Genomic DNA, 16,554 nt, shown 5'->3' with positions numbered 1-16,554 from the left:
CCGGTCGGGCACTTTCGCAGGTGACGCCGTTTCGTCGGGGTCGAGATGTCGGGGTTCAGCTCGACATGACCCGGGCGTGCAGGTCGGTCACCACCTTGCGGGCGGATTCGAACGCACCGGCCTGCCAGGCGATGTAGTGGCTGAGGTGGTCACCGGCGAAGTAGACCCGACCGTCCGGCTCCAGCAGCCGGCCGTACTGCCCGCTGGTGCGCGACGGCCACGACACCCAGCCGCCCTCCGAGTAACGGGTCCGGTCCCAGGCCACCGAGAACGACGTCTCCAGCTCCGTCCGGTACGCCTCGCCGTGGATCCGCACGCCCTGCGCGACGGCGCGGGCCTCCCGCTCGGCGGGCGTCAACGCGGCGTACGCCTGGGCGTTGGCGCCGAAGTTGTAGTAGCCGACCACCACGCCCTTCGCCCCGTGGTAGCCGTAGGACGGATACCAGATCGTGGAGAGGTCCAGGTTGGTGTTGGTGATGCCGGAGTAGATGTTCTCGTCCTGCTCCCACCACCGTCGCCGGTACTGCAAGCCGATCTTGCCGGTGGCGTTCGGGACCGGGTAGGCCAACGCGTCCCGGACCGGCTCGGTGAGATTCGACGGGATCTTCGCCAGCACCTGCGGTGGGATGGTGCACACACAGAAGTCGGCGCTGGCGGTACGCGGCCGGCCGCCCGGCCCGTCGTAGACCACGGTGACCCCGGAGCCGGTGTTGGAGATCGAGCGCACCTGCGCGCGGTAGGTGATGAGGCGTCGGCCCACGGCCGCTTCGAGGGCGTACGCGATGCGGTCCATCCCGCCGACCGGCTGGAACATCAGCATGGCCTGGTCGTAGCCGAACTCGAAGGAGAAGTACCGGCCGACGCCGCTGGCCAGCACGTCCGTCAGCGGGTACGGGGTGAGTTTCGGGGTGCCCGCCTCGAAGCCGGCGCCCGGCTCCACCAGGTAGCCGCGCCGGTTGGTGCCCGTGTACCGCCAGCTGGCCGCCGGGTCGTCGGCCACCCGGCCGCCGATCGCGCCGAAACCGCGCAGGAACTCCAGCAGCCGCTCCTTGTCCTCACCCGTCAGGTAGGTGTCGAGGGCACCCTGGTCGGTGGCCTTGGCGAGCAGTTCGGAGACGTACCCGTAGACGTCCGCCTTGGCCTCGCGGTGCCGGATCGGCCGGCCGGACAGCGCCCCGACGTTGTCGTTGACGTAGTAGGCGTCGGCGTTCTGGTTGCCGAAGATCTCGATCGGCACGCCGAGTTCGCGGCAGTAGTCGAGGGTCACCATGTGCTGGGCGATGCGGGCCGGGCCGGCGTTGAGGTACTGCCCGTCGGCAAAGCGGGCCCGCTGGGTACGCCCGTCCAGGTCGGTCTCGGTGGTGCCGCCCCGCACCGTCCAGTTGCGCCCACCGGGCCGGTCCCGCGCCTCCAGCAGACGCACCCGGTAGCCCGCCTTGCCCAGCTCGTACGCGGTGGCCAGGCCGGCGATGCCGGCCCCGAGCACCAGCACGGACTTCGCCGAGCGACCGGTCAGCGTGAAGTCGGACCGGTTCGGCGCGCGGAACGCTGGTGCCGCCTGCGCGGCGGGCGCGAGGCCGAGCGCGCCCATCGTCCCGTAGAGCACCCCGGCTCCGCCGGACACCCCGACGGCCTGGAGGAACTGTCGCCGTGTCGTCGGTATCGTCACCGCCACCTCCCGCTCAAGATCGATGATCGACGATCTCAGCGGCGGGTTTCATCGACGCATCTCTGTTGTTACGCGTGGATCACCGGTGCGTAGTGCGGCCGGTGATCCACGCGAGTGGCGGGAGATCGTCAGCGATAGCCGGCGGCGATGATGTTGGCGTGCACGGCGTTCTCGGTGGCGTCGGAGGGGTAGCCGGCGACCATGGCGCCCTCGTAGAAGGTGCCGGCGCTGAGGTTGGCCCCGCCGTCGGGCTTGCAGCAGTCCCCACCGCTGCCCAGGATGATCGCGCCCTGTTTCTTCATCGGGCTGTAGCCGGGCGGCAGCGGTCCCTCGTAGAGCGTGTAGAGGCTGCCGGACTGGGCGTTGCTGCCCTTGATGGCGAAGCGGGTGGTGCCGTTGTTCTTCAGGGTGGCGGTGACGAACTTGTGCGGGAAGGAGCGTTGGTTCGGGTTCCAGGACTGGCTGCCGCCGGGGAACAGGCCCCACTCCAGGTCCGCCTGCACCCACGGGCCGGTTCCGGAGCAACCGCCGAACCAGCACTGGGTGCTGAAGTTGATCGCGTCCATCGCGCCGGCCGCGTCGGCCTTGCGGGTCGTCTCGCTGTTGCCGTAGTCGAAGCAGCACCCGTTGTTGACGTGGGTGCCACTCGTCACCATGTACATGCCTTCGGGTGCGCTGCCGGTCGGCACGCCGGTCAGGTGGCCGTCGCGCCAGTAGCTGTTGCCCGGGTTGATGTACAGCGAGTACGCCTTGCCACCCCCGACGGTGAGCGACTCGGTGGTGGCGATCGCGGGCCGGCTCTGCGGCGAGCCGGGGACGACTGTGGAGCCCTGGTACCACAGGTCGTTGCCCCGGCCGGACTGGTCGTAGATCACGGTGATCACGCACTGCGTACCGGCGCAGAACGAGTCCTGCGTGGCCGCGTTGGCGGTGCCGCCGGTGGTCAACAGGTCGATGTCGCGGGTCGCGTTGTCCGACGAGCGCCGCACCTGGTAGAGGTTGCCGCGGTACGCGGCGTAGAGCGCCCGCGTCGTGCTGTGGGCCGCCACGCACGCCGTACCGCCGGCCGCGTAGATGTCACAGGGCAGCGACCCGGCCGGCGGGGTGGGTGGCGGGCTCGTCGGCGGGGGCGCCGGCGAGGTCCACTGTTGGTTGGTGCCGCCGTGGCAGGACCAGAGGATCATCTTCGTACCGTTGCCGGTACCGGCGTTGTTGGCGTCCAGGCAGAGGCCGGACTGCACGCCGGTGATGGTGCCGTCGGCGTTGACGTTCCACTGCTGGTTAGTGCCGCCGTGGCAGTCCCAGATGATCACCTGGGTGCCGTTGCTGGTGCCGGCGCCGTTGGCGTCCAGGCACTTGGTGCCGTACACCTGAAGTTGCCTGCCGGCGGTGTAGGTCCAGGTCTGGTGGGCCGCGCCGGAGCAGTCCCACAACTGGGTCTGGGTGCCGTTCGTGGTGCTCGCGTTCGGCACCTCCAGGCACCGCCCGGAGGCCACGCCGGTGATCACGGCGCTCTGGCCCGGGACGATGGCCTCGGCGATCACCGGGCCCGGCGCGGCGACCGCGACCTGGACCTGTGGGGCCATGATGGCCCCACCCACCAGGATGAGAGCTGACGCGCCGATGGCTGCCAGCCGTCGGGGACGATGACGTCTCGCAACGATCATGGTGATTCCTCCGGGGTGGTGGTGGAGGTCGGGTGCGACTTCCGAAAGCATAGAGGAACTTAAACATGATTGGTATGACGTCCGACGACAGCCCGCAGCTCAAACCGTCAGCGTACGTCGATCACGACGTTGCCGACCTTGTGCCCGGCGTCGACGTACCGGTGCGCCTCGACGATCTCGGTCATCGGGTAGCTGCGGTCGATGACGATCTGAAGCCGCTCCTCGGCGAGCAGGTCCCGCAGGGCGGCCAGGGCCGCATGTTTGCGTACCGACATCCCGGTCCGGACCCGTCGACCGCGGCTGAGGGTGGTGCCGAGCGCGAGCAGGCTGTTGTTGACCAGGCCGGTGGTGGGCAGGTAACGGCCACGCGGCGTCAGCACCGCCCGGCACCGGGCGAACGAGCTGCGGCCGACGGTGTCGAAGACGACGTCGTAGCGCTCGCCGCTGGCGGTGAAGTCCTCCACCGTGTAGTCGAAGACCCGGCTGGCGCCGAGCGAGCCGACGAGCGCGGTGTTCCGGCCACTGCACACCCCGTGCACCGTCGCGCCGAGGTGCCCGGCGAGTTGGACGGCGTACGTGCCGACGCTGCCGGAAGCGCCGATGACGAGCACCTTCTGGCCGGGTTGGAGGTCGGCCAGGTCGCGCAGGAAGTGCCAGGCGGTGGTGAACCCGTCGACGGTGGCCGCAGCCTGCGCATAGGTCACGTTCGGCGGGATCGTGCTGACCGAGGCCCGCTCGGACAGGCACTTGTACTCGGCGTTCGCGCCGGCGCCGAAGCTGGTGAAGCCGAAGACGCGGTCACCGACGCGCAGCCGACGCGCCCCCGGCCCGAGCGCCGCCACCGCACCGGCGAACTCCAGCCCGAGCACCCGGACGCTCCTGCGTGGCCGGCGCAGACCGATGATGACCCGCCCCCACCGAGGCTCGCCCCGGCGCATCCCACACTCGGCGGTGGTCACCGTGGTGGCGTGCACCCGGATCAGCACCTGATCGGCCCGGGGCTCGGGGGTCGGCAGCTCGACCTGAGTGAGCACCTCCGGTGGCCCGTACGCGTTGAACATCACCGCTCGCATGCGCACCATTCTGCGGTGGCCCCGCCACCACGCCCGGTCCCGCCGACGGCGGTCGTGACGGCCCTACCGGTCTACCCGTCCTCGACGAACACCTCCTCGCGCCGCCTACGGGTCGAGGAGTCGCCCGGCGGCGGCGCGGTCGCCGGTTCCGCCGGGTCGAGCAGCGCCACGACCCGGTCGTAGTCGGCCGGCAGCGTACGCCGCCCGTTGACCGCGATGACGCGTACCGGATCGTCGGGGTGACGCGCATTGTGCCGGCGCAACCGGACGAGCGCGTCGCGCATCTCGATCGTCCGCCACGGACCCCACGCCTGGCTGAGTGCCGCATTTAGGTCGACGTCCTCGCCCCGGACGTACCGGTCGTAGAGGTCGCCGACCCGCTGGTTGTCGAGCAGCGCGATGGTCCGGGATCCGCGCCGGATCAACTCGTGGGTGGTCTCCTCGACCAGCCGGAAGGTCTCGGCGGCCTCCCGGGTGCTGGTACCGAGGCCGACGATGGTGGCCGATTCGACGAGGGAAGCAAGCGTCCGGGCGGACGAAGGGAGATCACTCATGCCCCCGACGATCGGGGTTCAACATATGGTGAAGTCAAGTCCGCGAGGCGCTCACGTTCGCGGGTCGGTCATCGTGCGGGATCGGCCCGCCCGATCTCGCACAACCTGGTGCCGGACTCCATCGCCGCGAGCTGCGCCTTGAGGTTGCGCACCCGCCCCTCGACCTCGGCCACCAGCCGGTGGGCGACGCCCGCCCACTCGTCGGGCGTCGGATCGGCCGACAGGTCGGCGAAGAGGGCGGCGATCTCGCGGACACTCAGACCCGCCCGTTGGGCGAGCTTGGCCACCTGGATCCGGCACGCGGCGGATCCGTCGAAACGACGTTGGTTGCCGGCCGTGCGTACCGCGTTGATGACCCCGTGGCTCTCGTAGAACCGCACGGCGGACGGCGCGACGCCGCTGTCGGCGGCGACCTCACCAACGCTGAACGTCCGAGGGGAACCCGCGAGCACTGTCATGGCGGCAGGATAGGCACGCGGGCGACTTGACTTCAACATATGTTGAACCTGCACGGTCTGGGACATGAGTATTTCGACCGACCAGCGCAGCAGCTTGTCTCCCGCCGTCGGCCTACGGGTGGCCGTGGTCTCGGGCAGCGTCCGCAAGGACCGGATGGGGCCGACCATCGCCCGCTGGGTCGCCGCCGCCCTGGGCCCGGCTGCCGCCCTCGACCCGGCTGCCGCCGTCGACCCTGATGCCGCCGTCGACCCTGCTCCGGTCGACCTGATCGACGTGGCCCAGGTGGAGCTGCCCGACGACAGCCTCCTGTATCCCGGCGGCGGGCCGAAGAGCGAGGTCGCCGACCGGATAGCCGCCGCCGACGCGTTCGTGTTCGTCACGCCGGAGTACAACCACAGCTACCCCGCCTCGCTGAAGCGCCTGATCGACTGGCACTACGGCGAGTGGCGTCTCAAGCCCGCGACCATCGTGGCCTACGGCGTCCACGGCGGGTACGCGGCAATCGAACACCTGCGCGGCGTACTTGCCGAACTCAGCGTGGTGACCACCCGCCGGGCCCTCGGCCTACGGGCGCCGTGGACGGCCCTGGACGGCCAGGGCCGCTACACACCGGACGCGGAGTTCACCCGTGGCCTGACCGCCAGCCTGGCCGAACTGCGCTGGTGGGCGGAGGTGCTGGCCGACGCCCGCCGGGACCGCACCCCGCCCACCTGACGCGACCCGGCGCGGACGCGACCCGGCTCGGACGCGACCCGGCTCGGACGTTGCCGTGCTGCCGGGCCGGTCAGCCGGTGACCAGCGGGTCGTGGACCCGGCCGAGGAACAGCGGTACGCCGGTGACCCGGTCGTGGATGACGTACAGGAACGGCCGGTTCACGAAGAACTGCGGTCCCTGCGGGATCGACGGCGGCCGGATGATGACTGCCGACGCGGCTGCCGCCTCGACACCCTTCTCGTCCACCCCGATGAACGTCTCGTGCACCACGTCGTCGATACAAAGCGCCGGGTCGGTGGTGCTCATGCCGGTGAAGCACCATGTCCGGGGCCAGCAACTCCGGGATCTTCGCGTTGGTCCGATCGGACACCCAGGTGTTGATCTCCTGCCGGGCCGCCTCCGGCGCGTCACGGAAGTCGACCGGGTGGGCGAGGGCACCGTAGTAGCCGGCCAGGGTGTCCCGGAACCCGGAGCGCAGGCCCAGATCGAGCCGGTTCCACACGGCGTTGGCCGTGGTCACCCGGGGCTGCCGCACTCCGTCGCCGTCCTGGAACCGCCCGGCGAGCGACTGGTCGACAGTGTTCAGGCCGCTGTCGAGCGCGCCGGGTCGCGGATGCGGCGCGTGCAGCACGGCATCCATCTCGTCCGCCGTGGTCGAGCCGGCACCCGCCCTGGCCATGGCGAGGGCCAGTTGGACCGAGTACGGCGCGCAGACCACGTTGCCACCGGTGTGGCTCGACACGATCGTGCGGTAGAGGTCGGCGGTGAAGCCGCGTACCGCTGTCGCGGCGGCCTGCATCGCCGCCGGGTCGGGCGGTACGCGTTGTGGGCTTGTCGACGGGGACGAACCGCTGAGCCGGGCGTGACCTGGGGTGGCGGTGAGGGCGACGGCCGCGAGTGGCACCGCTCCGAGGATCGATCGACGCGAGACCATGCCTGCGACGGTAGTGCAGTGTTACCGGGACGTGACGGAGGAAGGTCCAGTATTCATCGAGGTTTGCAGATGTTTGTTACTTGCGTACGGCTTCCGGCCACCCGACGACGGCACCTTGGCCGAACCCGCGAGGCGGACCGTCGGAGGCTGCCTCGACCTGGCGAACCCGAAGCAGCTTCGGTGGTGTGGGAGAAAATTCTGCGGGGGCACCACGGTGTCGTCCACCTCAACGGACCCCGACATCTGGCACCGTTCATCGGAGCACGAATACCGACCACACGCTTGGAGGATCGATGCCGGAGATCGAGGCAGTCACGATATGCAGCAGCTCCAAGTTCTACGACACAGCCCGACGTGCCGAGGCAGCGTTCCGCCGCCTGGGCATGACCGTCTACACGCCGCGCTACGACTTCAACGAACAGCATGTGCAGGTCAACGAGTCGGACAAGATCCAGCTCACGCGTGATTTCTTGGCGAAGATCGCGAAGTCGGATGCGATCTTCGTGGTGGCGAACGGCGGATATGCCGGCGTCAGCGTGTGCATCGAGGTCGGCTACGCCGTGGCGCAGGGCAAGGTGGTGTTGTTTTCCGAGCAGCCGACGGAGTTCGCGCTCCGGGCGCTGGTCGACACAGTGATCCCGATCGAGGAGATCGGCCCAGGGGTGCGATCGGTTGCCGGGGTCGTAGTGGCGGGCCGGCCGTCGGCCTAGAGGCTCGCACAAGGTCGCTGTGGCACCGCATGGGCGCGGACTCACTCATCCACAGCCGGTTCTTCGGCAAAGCCGCAGCGCGGCGACCCGGGCCAGCACCGGCCGGATCGCACCATCCTGACCGCTCGGGCCGATCTCGACGCCTTCGAGCCACACCCATTCGCCGTCGTACCACTCGCTGAGGTCCGGCCGGACCCGGACGATCCGGAGCCGGAGCAGACCGTCCGCGTACCGGTAGTCGGGAGCGGCGAGCTGGACCACGTCCCCGGCGGCGACGGACACATACGGGACGACCGGCACCCGCGCTACCGCCGCCGCATTGGCGTGGCCATGCGGCCGGGCCGGCGGCTGCCGTCCGGTCCCAGCGGCCAGCGCTGCCCGCCGCGCCCGCAGGATCAGCCGGTTGCGGATCTGCGCGGGCGACAGGTCGAAGACGTTCATCGCCAGTACGTCCGCAGGCAGCGCACGATGATCGTGTCGGCCCAGTCCGCCCGGGGGCAGGTGCCGTCGACGCGGCAGTCCGGGCACTTCCTGGTACGCGGATCCTCGGCGGGGCTCCGCCAGTGCACCTCGAACAGCCGGTTCGCCCTGGCGAGCTGAGCAGGCGTCACGAAGAGGTCGTTGTCCGCATCCGGCCGAGCGGACCGGACCGGCTCGCCGTCGGTTGACCCTCGGAGCCTCCCACGGTTCCGCTCGCCTCGCCGGCCCGGTTCGTAGCGACCCGCACGTTGATTCCGCGCCGAAGACGCCACCGGCGGTTCCTCGGGCCGCTCGTAGACAAGCGCACCGTCGCACCGCGAGGTCACCCGCAGCTCCGGTACGAGATGCTCGACCGACACCCGCCGGAACCGCCCCGGCACCTCCCCGTCCGGCACGGCCTGCCCGGTCAGGTCGAGCGCGACCGGCCCCGGCCGCAAGAACCACGTCCACCGCCTACCCACGGCCCGCCCCTGTCCCGTGGCCGGACAGCACCTCGTCGGGGGCCGGGCCGCGACGTCCGAGCCAGACGCGGCGGCACCGGCGTCCGCGCACCTGCCAGGGCAACAGACCGGAGTACGCAGTGGAGCGGTAGGTCGACATGTCGCCGCCTTTCCACGGTGGGCGGGAAGGTGTGATCGGAACGCGGCGGCCGTTCGGGGGGATCGACCGGCCGCCGCGCTGTGACCATGCTGGAACGCTCCGCATTGGATTCGCAACGTTCCAGAGCAGATTTTCGTGCTTGTGCATTGACTTTCTTTGCCGAACCCGATAAGCGTTACAGCAGCAGGTAACGCAGTGTTGCGAACCGGAACCAGGGAGTGTGCGAATGGCCGAAGACATCGGATCGACCGTGCCGCGCCGGCAGCTCGGCCGGCTGCTGCGCCAGTTCCGCAACGAGGCCGGGGTGACGCTGGACGCCGCCGCAGAGGCCCTGGAATACAGCCGACAGAAGATCTGGCGGCTCGAATGCGGCATGGGCTCCGTCCGGGTGCTCGACGTCAAGGCGATGTGCGAGCTGTACGGGGTGTCCCCGGAGATGACCGAGGCGATGCGCGGCCTGGCCGTCGAGACGAAGTCCAAGGGCTGGTGGCACGCCTACGGCGATGCGGTGCCGAGCTGGTTCGAGCTGTACGTCGGCCTGGAATCCGCCGCTTCGCGGCTGCGCGGCTACGACGAATCGCTGATCCCCGGCATCCTCCAGACCAAGGAGTACGCACACGCGCTGATCCGCCTCGGCCGAATGATGAGTGACGAGGAACGAGAACGGGCCGTTGAGGTACGGCTACAGCGCCAAGCTCTGCTCACCCGTCGGCTTCCCGCCGCACCTCGCCTGGAGTCGATCCTGTCGGAGGCGGTACTCCGGCGCAGCGTCGGTGGTCCGGCGGTCATGGGCGGCCAACTCGACCACCTCATCCGGCTGTCGGGTCTGCCGAACGTGTCGGTCAGGGTGCTTCCGCTGGTAGCAGGCCCGCAGCCTGGTGCCGTGGCCGGCACCTTCATGGTTCTCGACTTCCCGCCGACCAAGGGCGGTCGGGCCGCACCGGAGCCGTCGGTCGTCTACAGCGAGTCGTTGACCGGGGCGCTCTACCTCGACAAGCCCGATGAACTCGCGGCATACGAACGTGTCTGGCGGGGACTGGATGCGCTCGCCCTCGGCGAGGCAGAATCGAAGGACATGATCAAAGGGCTGATCGGGGAGATTCGGCATGACTGACCTGACCGGCGCCGTCTGGCGCAAGAGCACCCGCAGCGGCGACAACGGCGGCGCCTGCGTCGAGGTCGCCGACAACATCCCCAGCCTCGCCGCCGTCCGCGACTCCAAAGACCCGACCGGACCCGCCCTCACCTTCTCTCCTGCGGCCTGGGCCGCCTTCGTCCGCGCTGCGCGGTCGCCGAGCCAAACTGGCTGATGGACTCTGCCGACTCAGCGATCGGGTCTGAGCGCGGACGTTTCAGCGGTCCTGGCCGGTCAACTCTTCACGAGCTTGCGCGGGTCCCCGCCGCCCTAGACCTTCACCAACCGGGTAGACGCCAGGCGCCTCCGGCGCCTTTTCGTCGAGGATGGAGGGAATGAGGTGCTGCAGGAACTCCTGCGTCTCATCGTCGACTGAGTAGACAAGGCACCCCCGCAGCCCACGGGTGAGCAGCACCTTATATGCGTTACGGATCAACCGGTCAGCGTTGCGAGCGATGCGAGGCCGCTCTCCCGTGCCGATGATGGCAACATCCTTGGACTGGCTTGGTTGGCTGACGAAGCGCCCATTCCGCACGACCAGGTCTCCGCCGAGGATGACCCCCGACCAGTCGTATTCGAAGCCCTGAGCTACCCCGCACCCCGATCATCGTCACTCGGCTCATAGTGGACTTCGACCTTGCGGGTCGGTCTCACCAGACCGGCCAGGAACTCGCGCGTTTCGGGGTCGACCGAGTGGATGATCGTCCCGCGCATACCGCGGGTCAGCAGCACCTTGTAGGTGTTGCGGATCAGCCGGTCGGCTTCGTCGTCGCTCACGGCTTTGCGGCTCCGCAATGCTGGGTCCTTCGACTCGCCCCGCCGAGTCACCAGTCGGCCGTCGCGTGCCACCAGGTCGGGGCCGATGATGACACCGGACCAGTCGTACTCGAAGCCTTGGGCGGTGTAGACGCAGCCCACCTGATCGAAGCCGTTCGGATCGGTGGCCCAGAAGGCGCTACCGGGAGCATCACCCACGCTGCGATCGCTCTTGACGTTCCAGGGTCGGGCCCACTCGCCGACCACCACGTCCGGCACCAGGGTGCCGTCGGGTCGAGGGTCGCTCCACGGCCAGCAGTAACCGGCCGACATCCGGGCCGTCTGTCCCGACTCACCGGCCGCGCCCGGCGGGCGTTGGCGCGCCTGCAGGAACGCCTCCAGCTGCGTCGGGGACTCCGCCAGCCGCAGCTCGAACCGTCCGTCGCCGGCCCACCTGGTCGGTCCGTCGCCGTCGAGGCCGAGCAGGGCGAGCGCCCAGTCTTCGTACGCCGCGCTGCCGCCGCACCGGAACTGGTCGTGCAGGGCGACGACTTCGACCTCCAGGCCCAGCCTCCCGGCGTACGCCGAGATGACCTCGACGTTGCCCAGCTCCCCCGGCTTGACCACCTGATGCTCGTCGAGCAGGAAGACCGGCACGCGCGCGGTCGAGATCAGTTCGTCCAGCTGCGGCCTCGCCCGGTCCCGCCGGGCCTTGGGTGTGTACCGGTTGACGGAGGTTTCCCGGATCCGGTGTGCCTCATCGCAGAGCAGCACTTCGATGTCGTTGGCCCCGGCGTCCATGAAGCTGTTGAAGTACTTGAACATCCCTTGGAGCCGGGTCGAACGGTGTCCGGCGTAGCGACGCAGGGTTTGGGTGAACGCGCGGGAGCCGGTGGCGTGCAGCACGGTCCGACCCTGACGGGCCAGTTCACCCATCACCGACAGGGCGATGACGCTCTTGCCGCTGCCTGGTCCGCCGGCCACCACCACTGCCCGCTTTCGGTTCGCCTTCCGGGCCCGCTCGACCGCGTGCAGCACCAATTCGTACGCTACGTGCTGCTCGTCGAGCAGGGTGAACTGTGACCGGTCCTTGAGTTCCTGCGCGGCGTACCGCAGTAGATGTCGACTGGGCCGGACGGTGCTGGTCAGGAAGCGATCGGCGGAGGCCGCGCCGGATTTCGGCGCGAACCGCGACTGGAGATAGGCGAGCCACTGGCCGCGACGCTGCCTGGTGAAGAGTCGGCTCTGCTCGGTGACTGGTCGGTCGAGCAGGTCGACGATGTTCCGGTCGACGGCGTTGTGCAGGTAGGCGGCACCGTGTAGCGGATACCGCTGGCGGCCCAGGATGCCGAGAAAGTCGGTGAGGTACTGGCAGTAGTCGGCGACCTGCACGCCGGGGTGCAGTCGTGGTCCACGCGCGTGCTCGACCGCGACCAGGGTGTCGGATTCCTCGTACGCGGTCGCGTTGGACCACTGCTTCAGCTCGACGACCAGATAGGAGTCATCCCCGTTGTGAGGATCAACGCCGGCGAGCACCGCGTCGATGCGTCGGCTGGTCAGCGGCAGCTGGTACTCGACCAGCACCTCCACCTGATCGAGGCCCGCGTCGGCGAGATCCTGCGCCAGCACCGGCAGGCTGTTCATCCAGGACCGCCGTTCTGCCTGGCTCACGCCGTGGCGGATCGACCACAGATGCTCGGCGACCTGGTCGGCGAGGGCGCCGTCAGTGGACAGACGCAACAGATTGGCGGCGGACGTCCGAAACGCCGACATTGACACATGCCCCCAGGCAGCACGATGTGATCGTGCGGATGGGGGGCATATCCATGCACCGGAAGCCCGTCGGACCGCTTGGCTCTGAGCACCTTACCGAGTCGGATCGGGGTGTTGGTGGCTAGTCGGTGCGGTCGACCGAAGGAGCCTTGGCCGCCGATCCGTACGAGCGCTCGACCGGGTAGCGACGCGCCGCCTCCGTCAACTTGTCGGTCGCGGCAGCCACCGGATCGACGCCCAGCATGTCGCTCAGGCGGGCCAGGTAGATCATGACGTCGCCGATCTCGGCGCGCACCCGTGCGCCGTGCTCGGGATCGGCCATCACCTGCGCGGATTCCTCCGGGGTGAGCCACTGCAACTCGGCCAACAGCTCGCCCACCTCGCCGGCGAGCGCCATCGCCAGGTTCTTAGAACCCCCGGGTTCCTGAATCGTGTCGGACCGGTGTCCTAGCGTGGGGCGATGACCGACATGGTGGCGATCGTCCGGCGGGCCTGCCTGCGTCTTCCCGAGGTCAGCGAGCGGCTGAGCCACGGCACCCCGACCTGGTTCATCCGGGGCAAGAGGTCGTTCGCCATGGTCTGGCCGGACGGCCATCATCAGGACGACTTCGCCCACCTGTGGTGCGCCGCGCCGCCGGGTGCGGCTGTCGAGCTGATCGCGGAGGATCCGCAGACCTACTTCCGCCCGCCCTATGTGGGGCATCGCGGCTGGGTCGGCGTACGCCTCGACACTGGTATCGGCGAGGCGGAGCTGGCAGAGGTCGTTGAGGACGCATATCGGGCGGTGGCACCCCGGACCCTGCTGGCCCGGCTTGACACGCCCTGAGGGTGGGGCAACCAGGCTGACGCCCGGCGTCGGGCCAGAAGCAGTTGCAGATCACTACCAGCTGGGAGACAGCGTGTCGGGTCGATTCGTGTACTGGATGAACGTGTCGGTCGATCTGCGGATCGAGCGCGCCCTGAATGAGCAGGGCGGCGGCGACTGGATGCGCATCGGGGAGTCGTTGCACCGGGAGTTCAACGCGCGGGCTCGGGCGATGTCGCTCATGATCGAGGGCCGCACGATCTACGAGACGATGGAGGCGTTCTGGCCGGGCGCACGAGATGACGAGTCCCTGCCGGGCTTCATGCGTGAGTACGGCGAGATCTGGACGTCGATGCCCAAGGTGCTGGTCTCGCGCACCCGCGACAGCGCCGGACACAACACCCGCGTCATCGGCGGGGACGACGCGATCGAGCAGCTCGGACGGCTGCGGGAGCAGACCGACGGCGACATCGGAGTCGGCGGCGCAACCCTGGCGACCAGTCTGCTGCGGGCGGGGCTGCTCGACGAACTACTGCTCTTCACCCACCCCGTCGTGCTCGGCACCGGTCGGCCGTTGTTCGACGCGCACGACGAACCGGTCGAGCTGGACCTGATCGAGCAGGCGTCGTTCGAGCATGGCGTGACGATGCACCGGTACGCGGTCCGGGGTGCCCACGACGCGGGTTCGGTGGCCTGACGAGCCACTCGGGGCCTTCGGTCGAAGCTGCACCGCCTCGGGCCCTGAGGAGCCACCTCGGGAGCTGGGGGCGGTTTTTCGTGTGTGGACAATCCTTTCGCCACTGTGGCCGGAAGTTTGCCTGAAATCGGCAGAAGCCATGGACATATCGACATGGCTTTTGTTAACTTCAGCCCGGATGTTACGACGAGGTGAATCGCCACCGGGGCCAGCACCACGCTCGTGTCCTCCGACGGCCCCTCGGACACCTGCCCAGTTCCCAGTTTCCCGCGCCCGCGCCGTCCACCGGCGGCACAACGGGCCATCCGGTGCTGCCCGACATCCGGAGGAGAAGCTCAGCACCCCGTACGTCCCGACCTGCCCGACCCGTCCTCACACCAAGGAGAGGCAGTTGAAGAGACGACTCGCGCTCGCCGTGGCCGGCCTGACGACCATCACGCTCGTCGCCCCGCCCGCCAGCTCGATGGCCGCGCCGACCACCCCCACGGCCGCGCCCGGCACCTCAAGTCCCCCGCCCGACTCGGCCTTCCAGAAAGTCACCCTCAACGACCGTCCCGGCGAGCCGATGGACCTCGCCGTGCTGCCCGACGGCCGGGTGCTGCACGTGACCCGCGCCGGCGAGGTGTGGCTGCACGACCCAGACACCGGGCGCAACACGATCGCCGCCACCCTCGACGTCTACCAGCACGACGAGGAGGGCCTGCAGAACGTCGCCATCGACCCGGGTTTCGGCCGACGCGGCAACAACTGGGTCTACCTGTACTACTCGCCGCCGATGGACACGCCGGTCGACGACCCGGCCACCCCGGACGTCAACGAGGGCGACGCGCCGGCCTGGGGCACCGAGGAGGAGCTCGCGCCGTTCCAGGGCGTCCTCCGACTGTCCCGGTTCCGGCTGGTCAGGAACACCCTGGACCTGCGTACCGAGCAGCGGATCATCGACGTGCCGGTGAACCGGGGCATCTGCTGCCACGTCGGCGGGGACATCGTCTTCGACGCGAAGGGCAACCTCTATCTGTCCACCGGAGACGACACGAACCCGTTCGAGTCCGGCGGGTACGCCCCGATCGACGAGCGACCCGGCCGCAATCCCGCGTACGACGCGCAGCGCACCGGCGCCAACACCAACGACCTGCGCGGCAAGATCCTGCGGATCAGGGTCGGCGCCAACGGCAGGTACACCATTCCCAAGGGGAACCTGTTCAAGCCCGGCACCCGGGGAACCCGCCCCGAGATCTACCTGATGGGTCTGCGTAACCCGTTCCGGATCGAACTGGACCGCAAGACCGACGATCTGTACGTCGCCGACTACTCACCCGACGCCCGCCAGCCCGACCCGCTGCGCGGACCGGCGGGGCACGGCAAGTGGTTCGTGGCCCGCAAGGCCGGCAACCACGGCTGGCCCTACTGCGTCACCCCGCAGCTACCGTACCGGGACTACGACTTCGCCACCGAGGAGTCCGGCGCGGAGTTCGACTGCACGGCGCCGGTGAACGAGTCGCCGAACAACACCGGGCTGCGGAAGCTGCCCGCCACGCAGCAGCCGGACGTGTGGTACAGCTACGACCTGTCCCCCGAGTTCCCGGAGCTGGAGACCGGCGGCATTGGGCCGATGGCCGGTCCGGCGTACCGCTTCGATCGCTCCACCACCCGGGGCCGCAACCCGGTGGCGTGGCCGGCTTACTACGACGGCAAGCCGCTGTTCTACGAGTGGACCCGTGACTATGTGAAGGCGTTCCAGTTGGACCGGCGCGGCAAGCTCGACGGGATCGAGCCGGTGCTGCCCTCGGTCGTCTTCGACAACCCGATGGACCTGGAGTTCGGCCCCGACGGCGCGCTGTACGTCCTCGAGTACGGCGACGGTTTCTTCAGCGAGAACCCGGAAGCGCAGGTGGCCCGGATCGACTTCATCGGTCGGGACGGCAACCGAAGCCCGATCCCGGCGGTATCGGCCAGCCCGACCGCCGGTCTGGCCCCGCTGACGGTGGAGTTCTCCAGCGAGGGCACCACCGATCCGGACGGCGACCGACTGCGCTACGAGTGGTATCTGGACGACGACGACCGGGTCGACTCGCGGTCGGCGAACCCGACGTTCACCTACCGCGAGAACGGAAGCTACGACGCGACGCTGAAGGTGACCGACCGGAAGGGACGCTCGGCGTCGGCGTCGGTGCGGGTCGTGGTCGGCAACGCCGTGCCGGTGGTCGAGCTGGTCGCGCCGGTCGAGGGCCAACCCTTCGCCTTCGGCGACACCGTTCGGTACGAGGTACAGGTCAGCGACGACCAGCCGGTGGACTGTGCCCGGGTCAGCGTGACCTACATCCTCGGTCACGACGACCACGGCCACCCGCAGACCACCGCCAACGGCTGCACCGGTTCGATCCTCACCACTGTCCCGTCGGGGCACGACCCGGCGACCGACAACCTGTCCGCCGTGTTCGTCGCCTCGTACACCGATCCCGGTGACGACGGACTGCCGCCGCTTACCGGGACCGACCAGGTCGTGCTCGTACCCGGCGTGTAGACC

17 protein-coding genes and 2 pseudogenes are annotated in these 16,554 nt (G+C 69.2%); 7 read left to right on the top strand and 12 right to left on the bottom strand.

Going from position 1 to position 16,554, the window contains the following annotated elements:
* Positions 1-55 precede the first annotated feature (55 nt).
* From AC2CHE_RS09595 to AC2CHE_RS09575, 5 genes are all read right to left on the bottom strand, one after another.
* A complete protein-coding gene (locus tag AC2CHE_RS09595) occupies positions 56-1,669 on the bottom strand; it encodes a flavin monoamine oxidase family protein (protein WP_484504545.1) in 1,614 nt (537 codons plus the stop codon).
* 128 nt (positions 1,670-1,797) lie between these two features.
* Positions 1,798-3,336 carry an arabinofuranosidase catalytic domain-containing protein gene (locus AC2CHE_RS09590; protein ID WP_484504544.1) on the bottom strand — a complete coding sequence of 513 codons (1,539 nt, stop codon included), beginning with the start codon at positions 3,334-3,336 and terminating at the stop codon, positions 1,798-1,800.
* A gap of 107 nt (positions 3,337-3,443) precedes the next feature.
* On the bottom strand, positions 3,444-4,409 hold the full coding sequence (locus AC2CHE_RS09585) for an NAD(P)-dependent alcohol dehydrogenase (RefSeq protein ID WP_484504543.1): 966 nt from the start codon (positions 4,407-4,409) through the stop codon (positions 3,444-3,446).
* 71 nt (positions 4,410-4,480) lie between these two features.
* Positions 4,481-4,963, bottom strand: a complete 483-nt coding sequence (locus tag AC2CHE_RS09580; protein ID WP_484504542.1) for a hypothetical protein — start codon at positions 4,961-4,963, stop codon at positions 4,481-4,483.
* Positions 4,964-5,031: 68 nt separating this feature from the next.
* Positions 5,032-5,421, bottom strand: a complete 390-nt coding sequence (locus tag AC2CHE_RS09575) for a MerR family DNA-binding transcriptional regulator (protein WP_484504541.1) — start codon at positions 5,419-5,421, stop codon at positions 5,032-5,034.
* A 64-nt stretch (positions 5,422-5,485) separates the two neighbouring features.
* On the opposite strand from AC2CHE_RS09575, the gene AC2CHE_RS09570 reads away from it, so the two are divergent.
* Positions 5,486-6,136, top strand: coding sequence for an NADPH-dependent FMN reductase (locus AC2CHE_RS09570; RefSeq protein WP_484504540.1), 651 nt, complete (start codon positions 5,486-5,488; stop codon positions 6,134-6,136).
* A gap of 70 nt (positions 6,137-6,206) precedes the next feature.
* Here the strand turns inward: AC2CHE_RS09570 and AC2CHE_RS09565 are convergent, their stop codons facing one another.
* On the bottom strand, positions 6,207-6,443 hold the full coding sequence (locus AC2CHE_RS09565; protein ID WP_484504539.1) for a serpin family protein: 237 nt from the start codon (positions 6,441-6,443) through the stop codon (positions 6,207-6,209).
* Between the two features lie 31 nt (positions 6,444-6,474).
* Positions 6,475-6,936, bottom strand: a pseudogene (locus AC2CHE_RS09560) (serpin family protein); the annotation flags it as partial.
* A 428-nt stretch (positions 6,937-7,364) separates the two neighbouring features.
* Between AC2CHE_RS09560 and AC2CHE_RS09555 the strand changes: the two are divergent.
* Positions 7,365-7,781 carry a nucleoside 2-deoxyribosyltransferase gene (locus tag AC2CHE_RS09555; RefSeq protein WP_484504538.1) on the top strand — a complete coding sequence of 139 codons (417 nt, stop codon included), beginning with the start codon at positions 7,365-7,367 and terminating at the stop codon, positions 7,779-7,781.
* A gap of 45 nt (positions 7,782-7,826) precedes the next feature.
* On the opposite strand, the gene AC2CHE_RS09550 is transcribed toward AC2CHE_RS09555, so the two are convergent.
* Entirely contained in the window at positions 7,827-8,222 is a 396-nt protein-coding gene (locus AC2CHE_RS09550) for a hypothetical protein (protein WP_484504537.1), read from the bottom strand.
* Positions 8,219-8,698: a hypothetical protein gene (locus AC2CHE_RS09545; RefSeq protein WP_484504536.1), complete on the bottom strand. Its 480-nt coding sequence runs from the start codon at positions 8,696-8,698 to the stop codon at positions 8,219-8,221. Before AC2CHE_RS09545 ends, AC2CHE_RS09550 begins: the two co-directional genes overlap by 4 nt.
* 389 nt (positions 8,699-9,087) lie before the next feature.
* Between AC2CHE_RS09545 and AC2CHE_RS09540 the strand changes: the two genes are divergently transcribed.
* Together AC2CHE_RS09540 and AC2CHE_RS09535 are read left to right on the top strand one after the other, a co-directional pair.
* Positions 9,088-9,975 (top strand): helix-turn-helix domain-containing protein, encoded by an 888-nt coding sequence (locus AC2CHE_RS09540; RefSeq protein WP_210933821.1) that lies wholly within the window; start codon positions 9,088-9,090, stop codon positions 9,973-9,975.
* The gene (locus tag AC2CHE_RS09535; protein ID WP_484504535.1) at positions 9,968-10,171 is read left to right on the top strand and encodes a DUF397 domain-containing protein; all 204 of its coding nucleotides are present in this window, start codon (positions 9,968-9,970) and stop codon (positions 10,169-10,171) included. The genes AC2CHE_RS09540 and AC2CHE_RS09535 overlap by 8 nt, the downstream gene beginning before the upstream one ends.
* 42 nt (positions 10,172-10,213) lie before the next feature.
* On the opposite strand, the pseudogene AC2CHE_RS09530 reads toward AC2CHE_RS09535, so the two are convergent.
* The 3 genes and pseudogenes from AC2CHE_RS09530 to AC2CHE_RS09520 all read right to left on the bottom strand — a co-directional run.
* Positions 10,214-10,573: pseudogene (locus AC2CHE_RS09530) on the bottom strand (DNA/RNA helicase domain-containing protein); the annotation flags it as partial.
* An 11-nt stretch (positions 10,574-10,584) separates the two neighbouring features.
* Positions 10,585-12,525: a DNA/RNA helicase domain-containing protein gene (locus tag AC2CHE_RS09525; protein ID WP_484504534.1), complete on the bottom strand. Its 1,941-nt coding sequence runs from the start codon at positions 12,523-12,525 to the stop codon at positions 10,585-10,587.
* 121 nt (positions 12,526-12,646) lie between these two features.
* Positions 12,647-12,922, bottom strand: a complete 276-nt coding sequence (locus AC2CHE_RS09520; protein WP_484504533.1) for a MazG-like family protein — start codon at positions 12,920-12,922, stop codon at positions 12,647-12,649.
* A gap of 63 nt (positions 12,923-12,985) precedes the next feature.
* On the opposite strand from AC2CHE_RS09520, the gene AC2CHE_RS09515 reads away from it, so the two are divergent.
* The 3 genes from AC2CHE_RS09515 to AC2CHE_RS09505 all read left to right on the top strand — a co-directional run bounded on the left by AC2CHE_RS09515 (position 12,986) and on the right by AC2CHE_RS09505 (position 16,551).
* Positions 12,986-13,351: an MmcQ/YjbR family DNA-binding protein gene (locus tag AC2CHE_RS09515; RefSeq protein ID WP_247672877.1), complete on the top strand. Its 366-nt coding sequence runs from the start codon at positions 12,986-12,988 to the stop codon at positions 13,349-13,351.
* Positions 13,352-13,424: 73 nt separating this feature from the next.
* A complete protein-coding gene (locus AC2CHE_RS09510) occupies positions 13,425-14,027 on the top strand; it encodes a dihydrofolate reductase family protein (RefSeq protein ID WP_484504532.1) in 603 nt (200 codons plus the stop codon).
* Positions 14,028-14,418: 391 nt separating this feature from the next.
* A complete protein-coding gene (locus AC2CHE_RS09505) occupies positions 14,419-16,551 on the top strand; it encodes a PQQ-dependent sugar dehydrogenase (protein ID WP_484504531.1) in 2,133 nt (710 codons plus the stop codon).
* The last annotated feature ends 3 nt before the right edge of the window (positions 16,552-16,554 follow it).

The organism is Micromonospora sp. ATLC16 (assembly GCF_057196645.1).
Note: the sequence above shows the minus strand (reverse complement) of the source record. Positions and strands in the feature narration are given on the sequence as shown.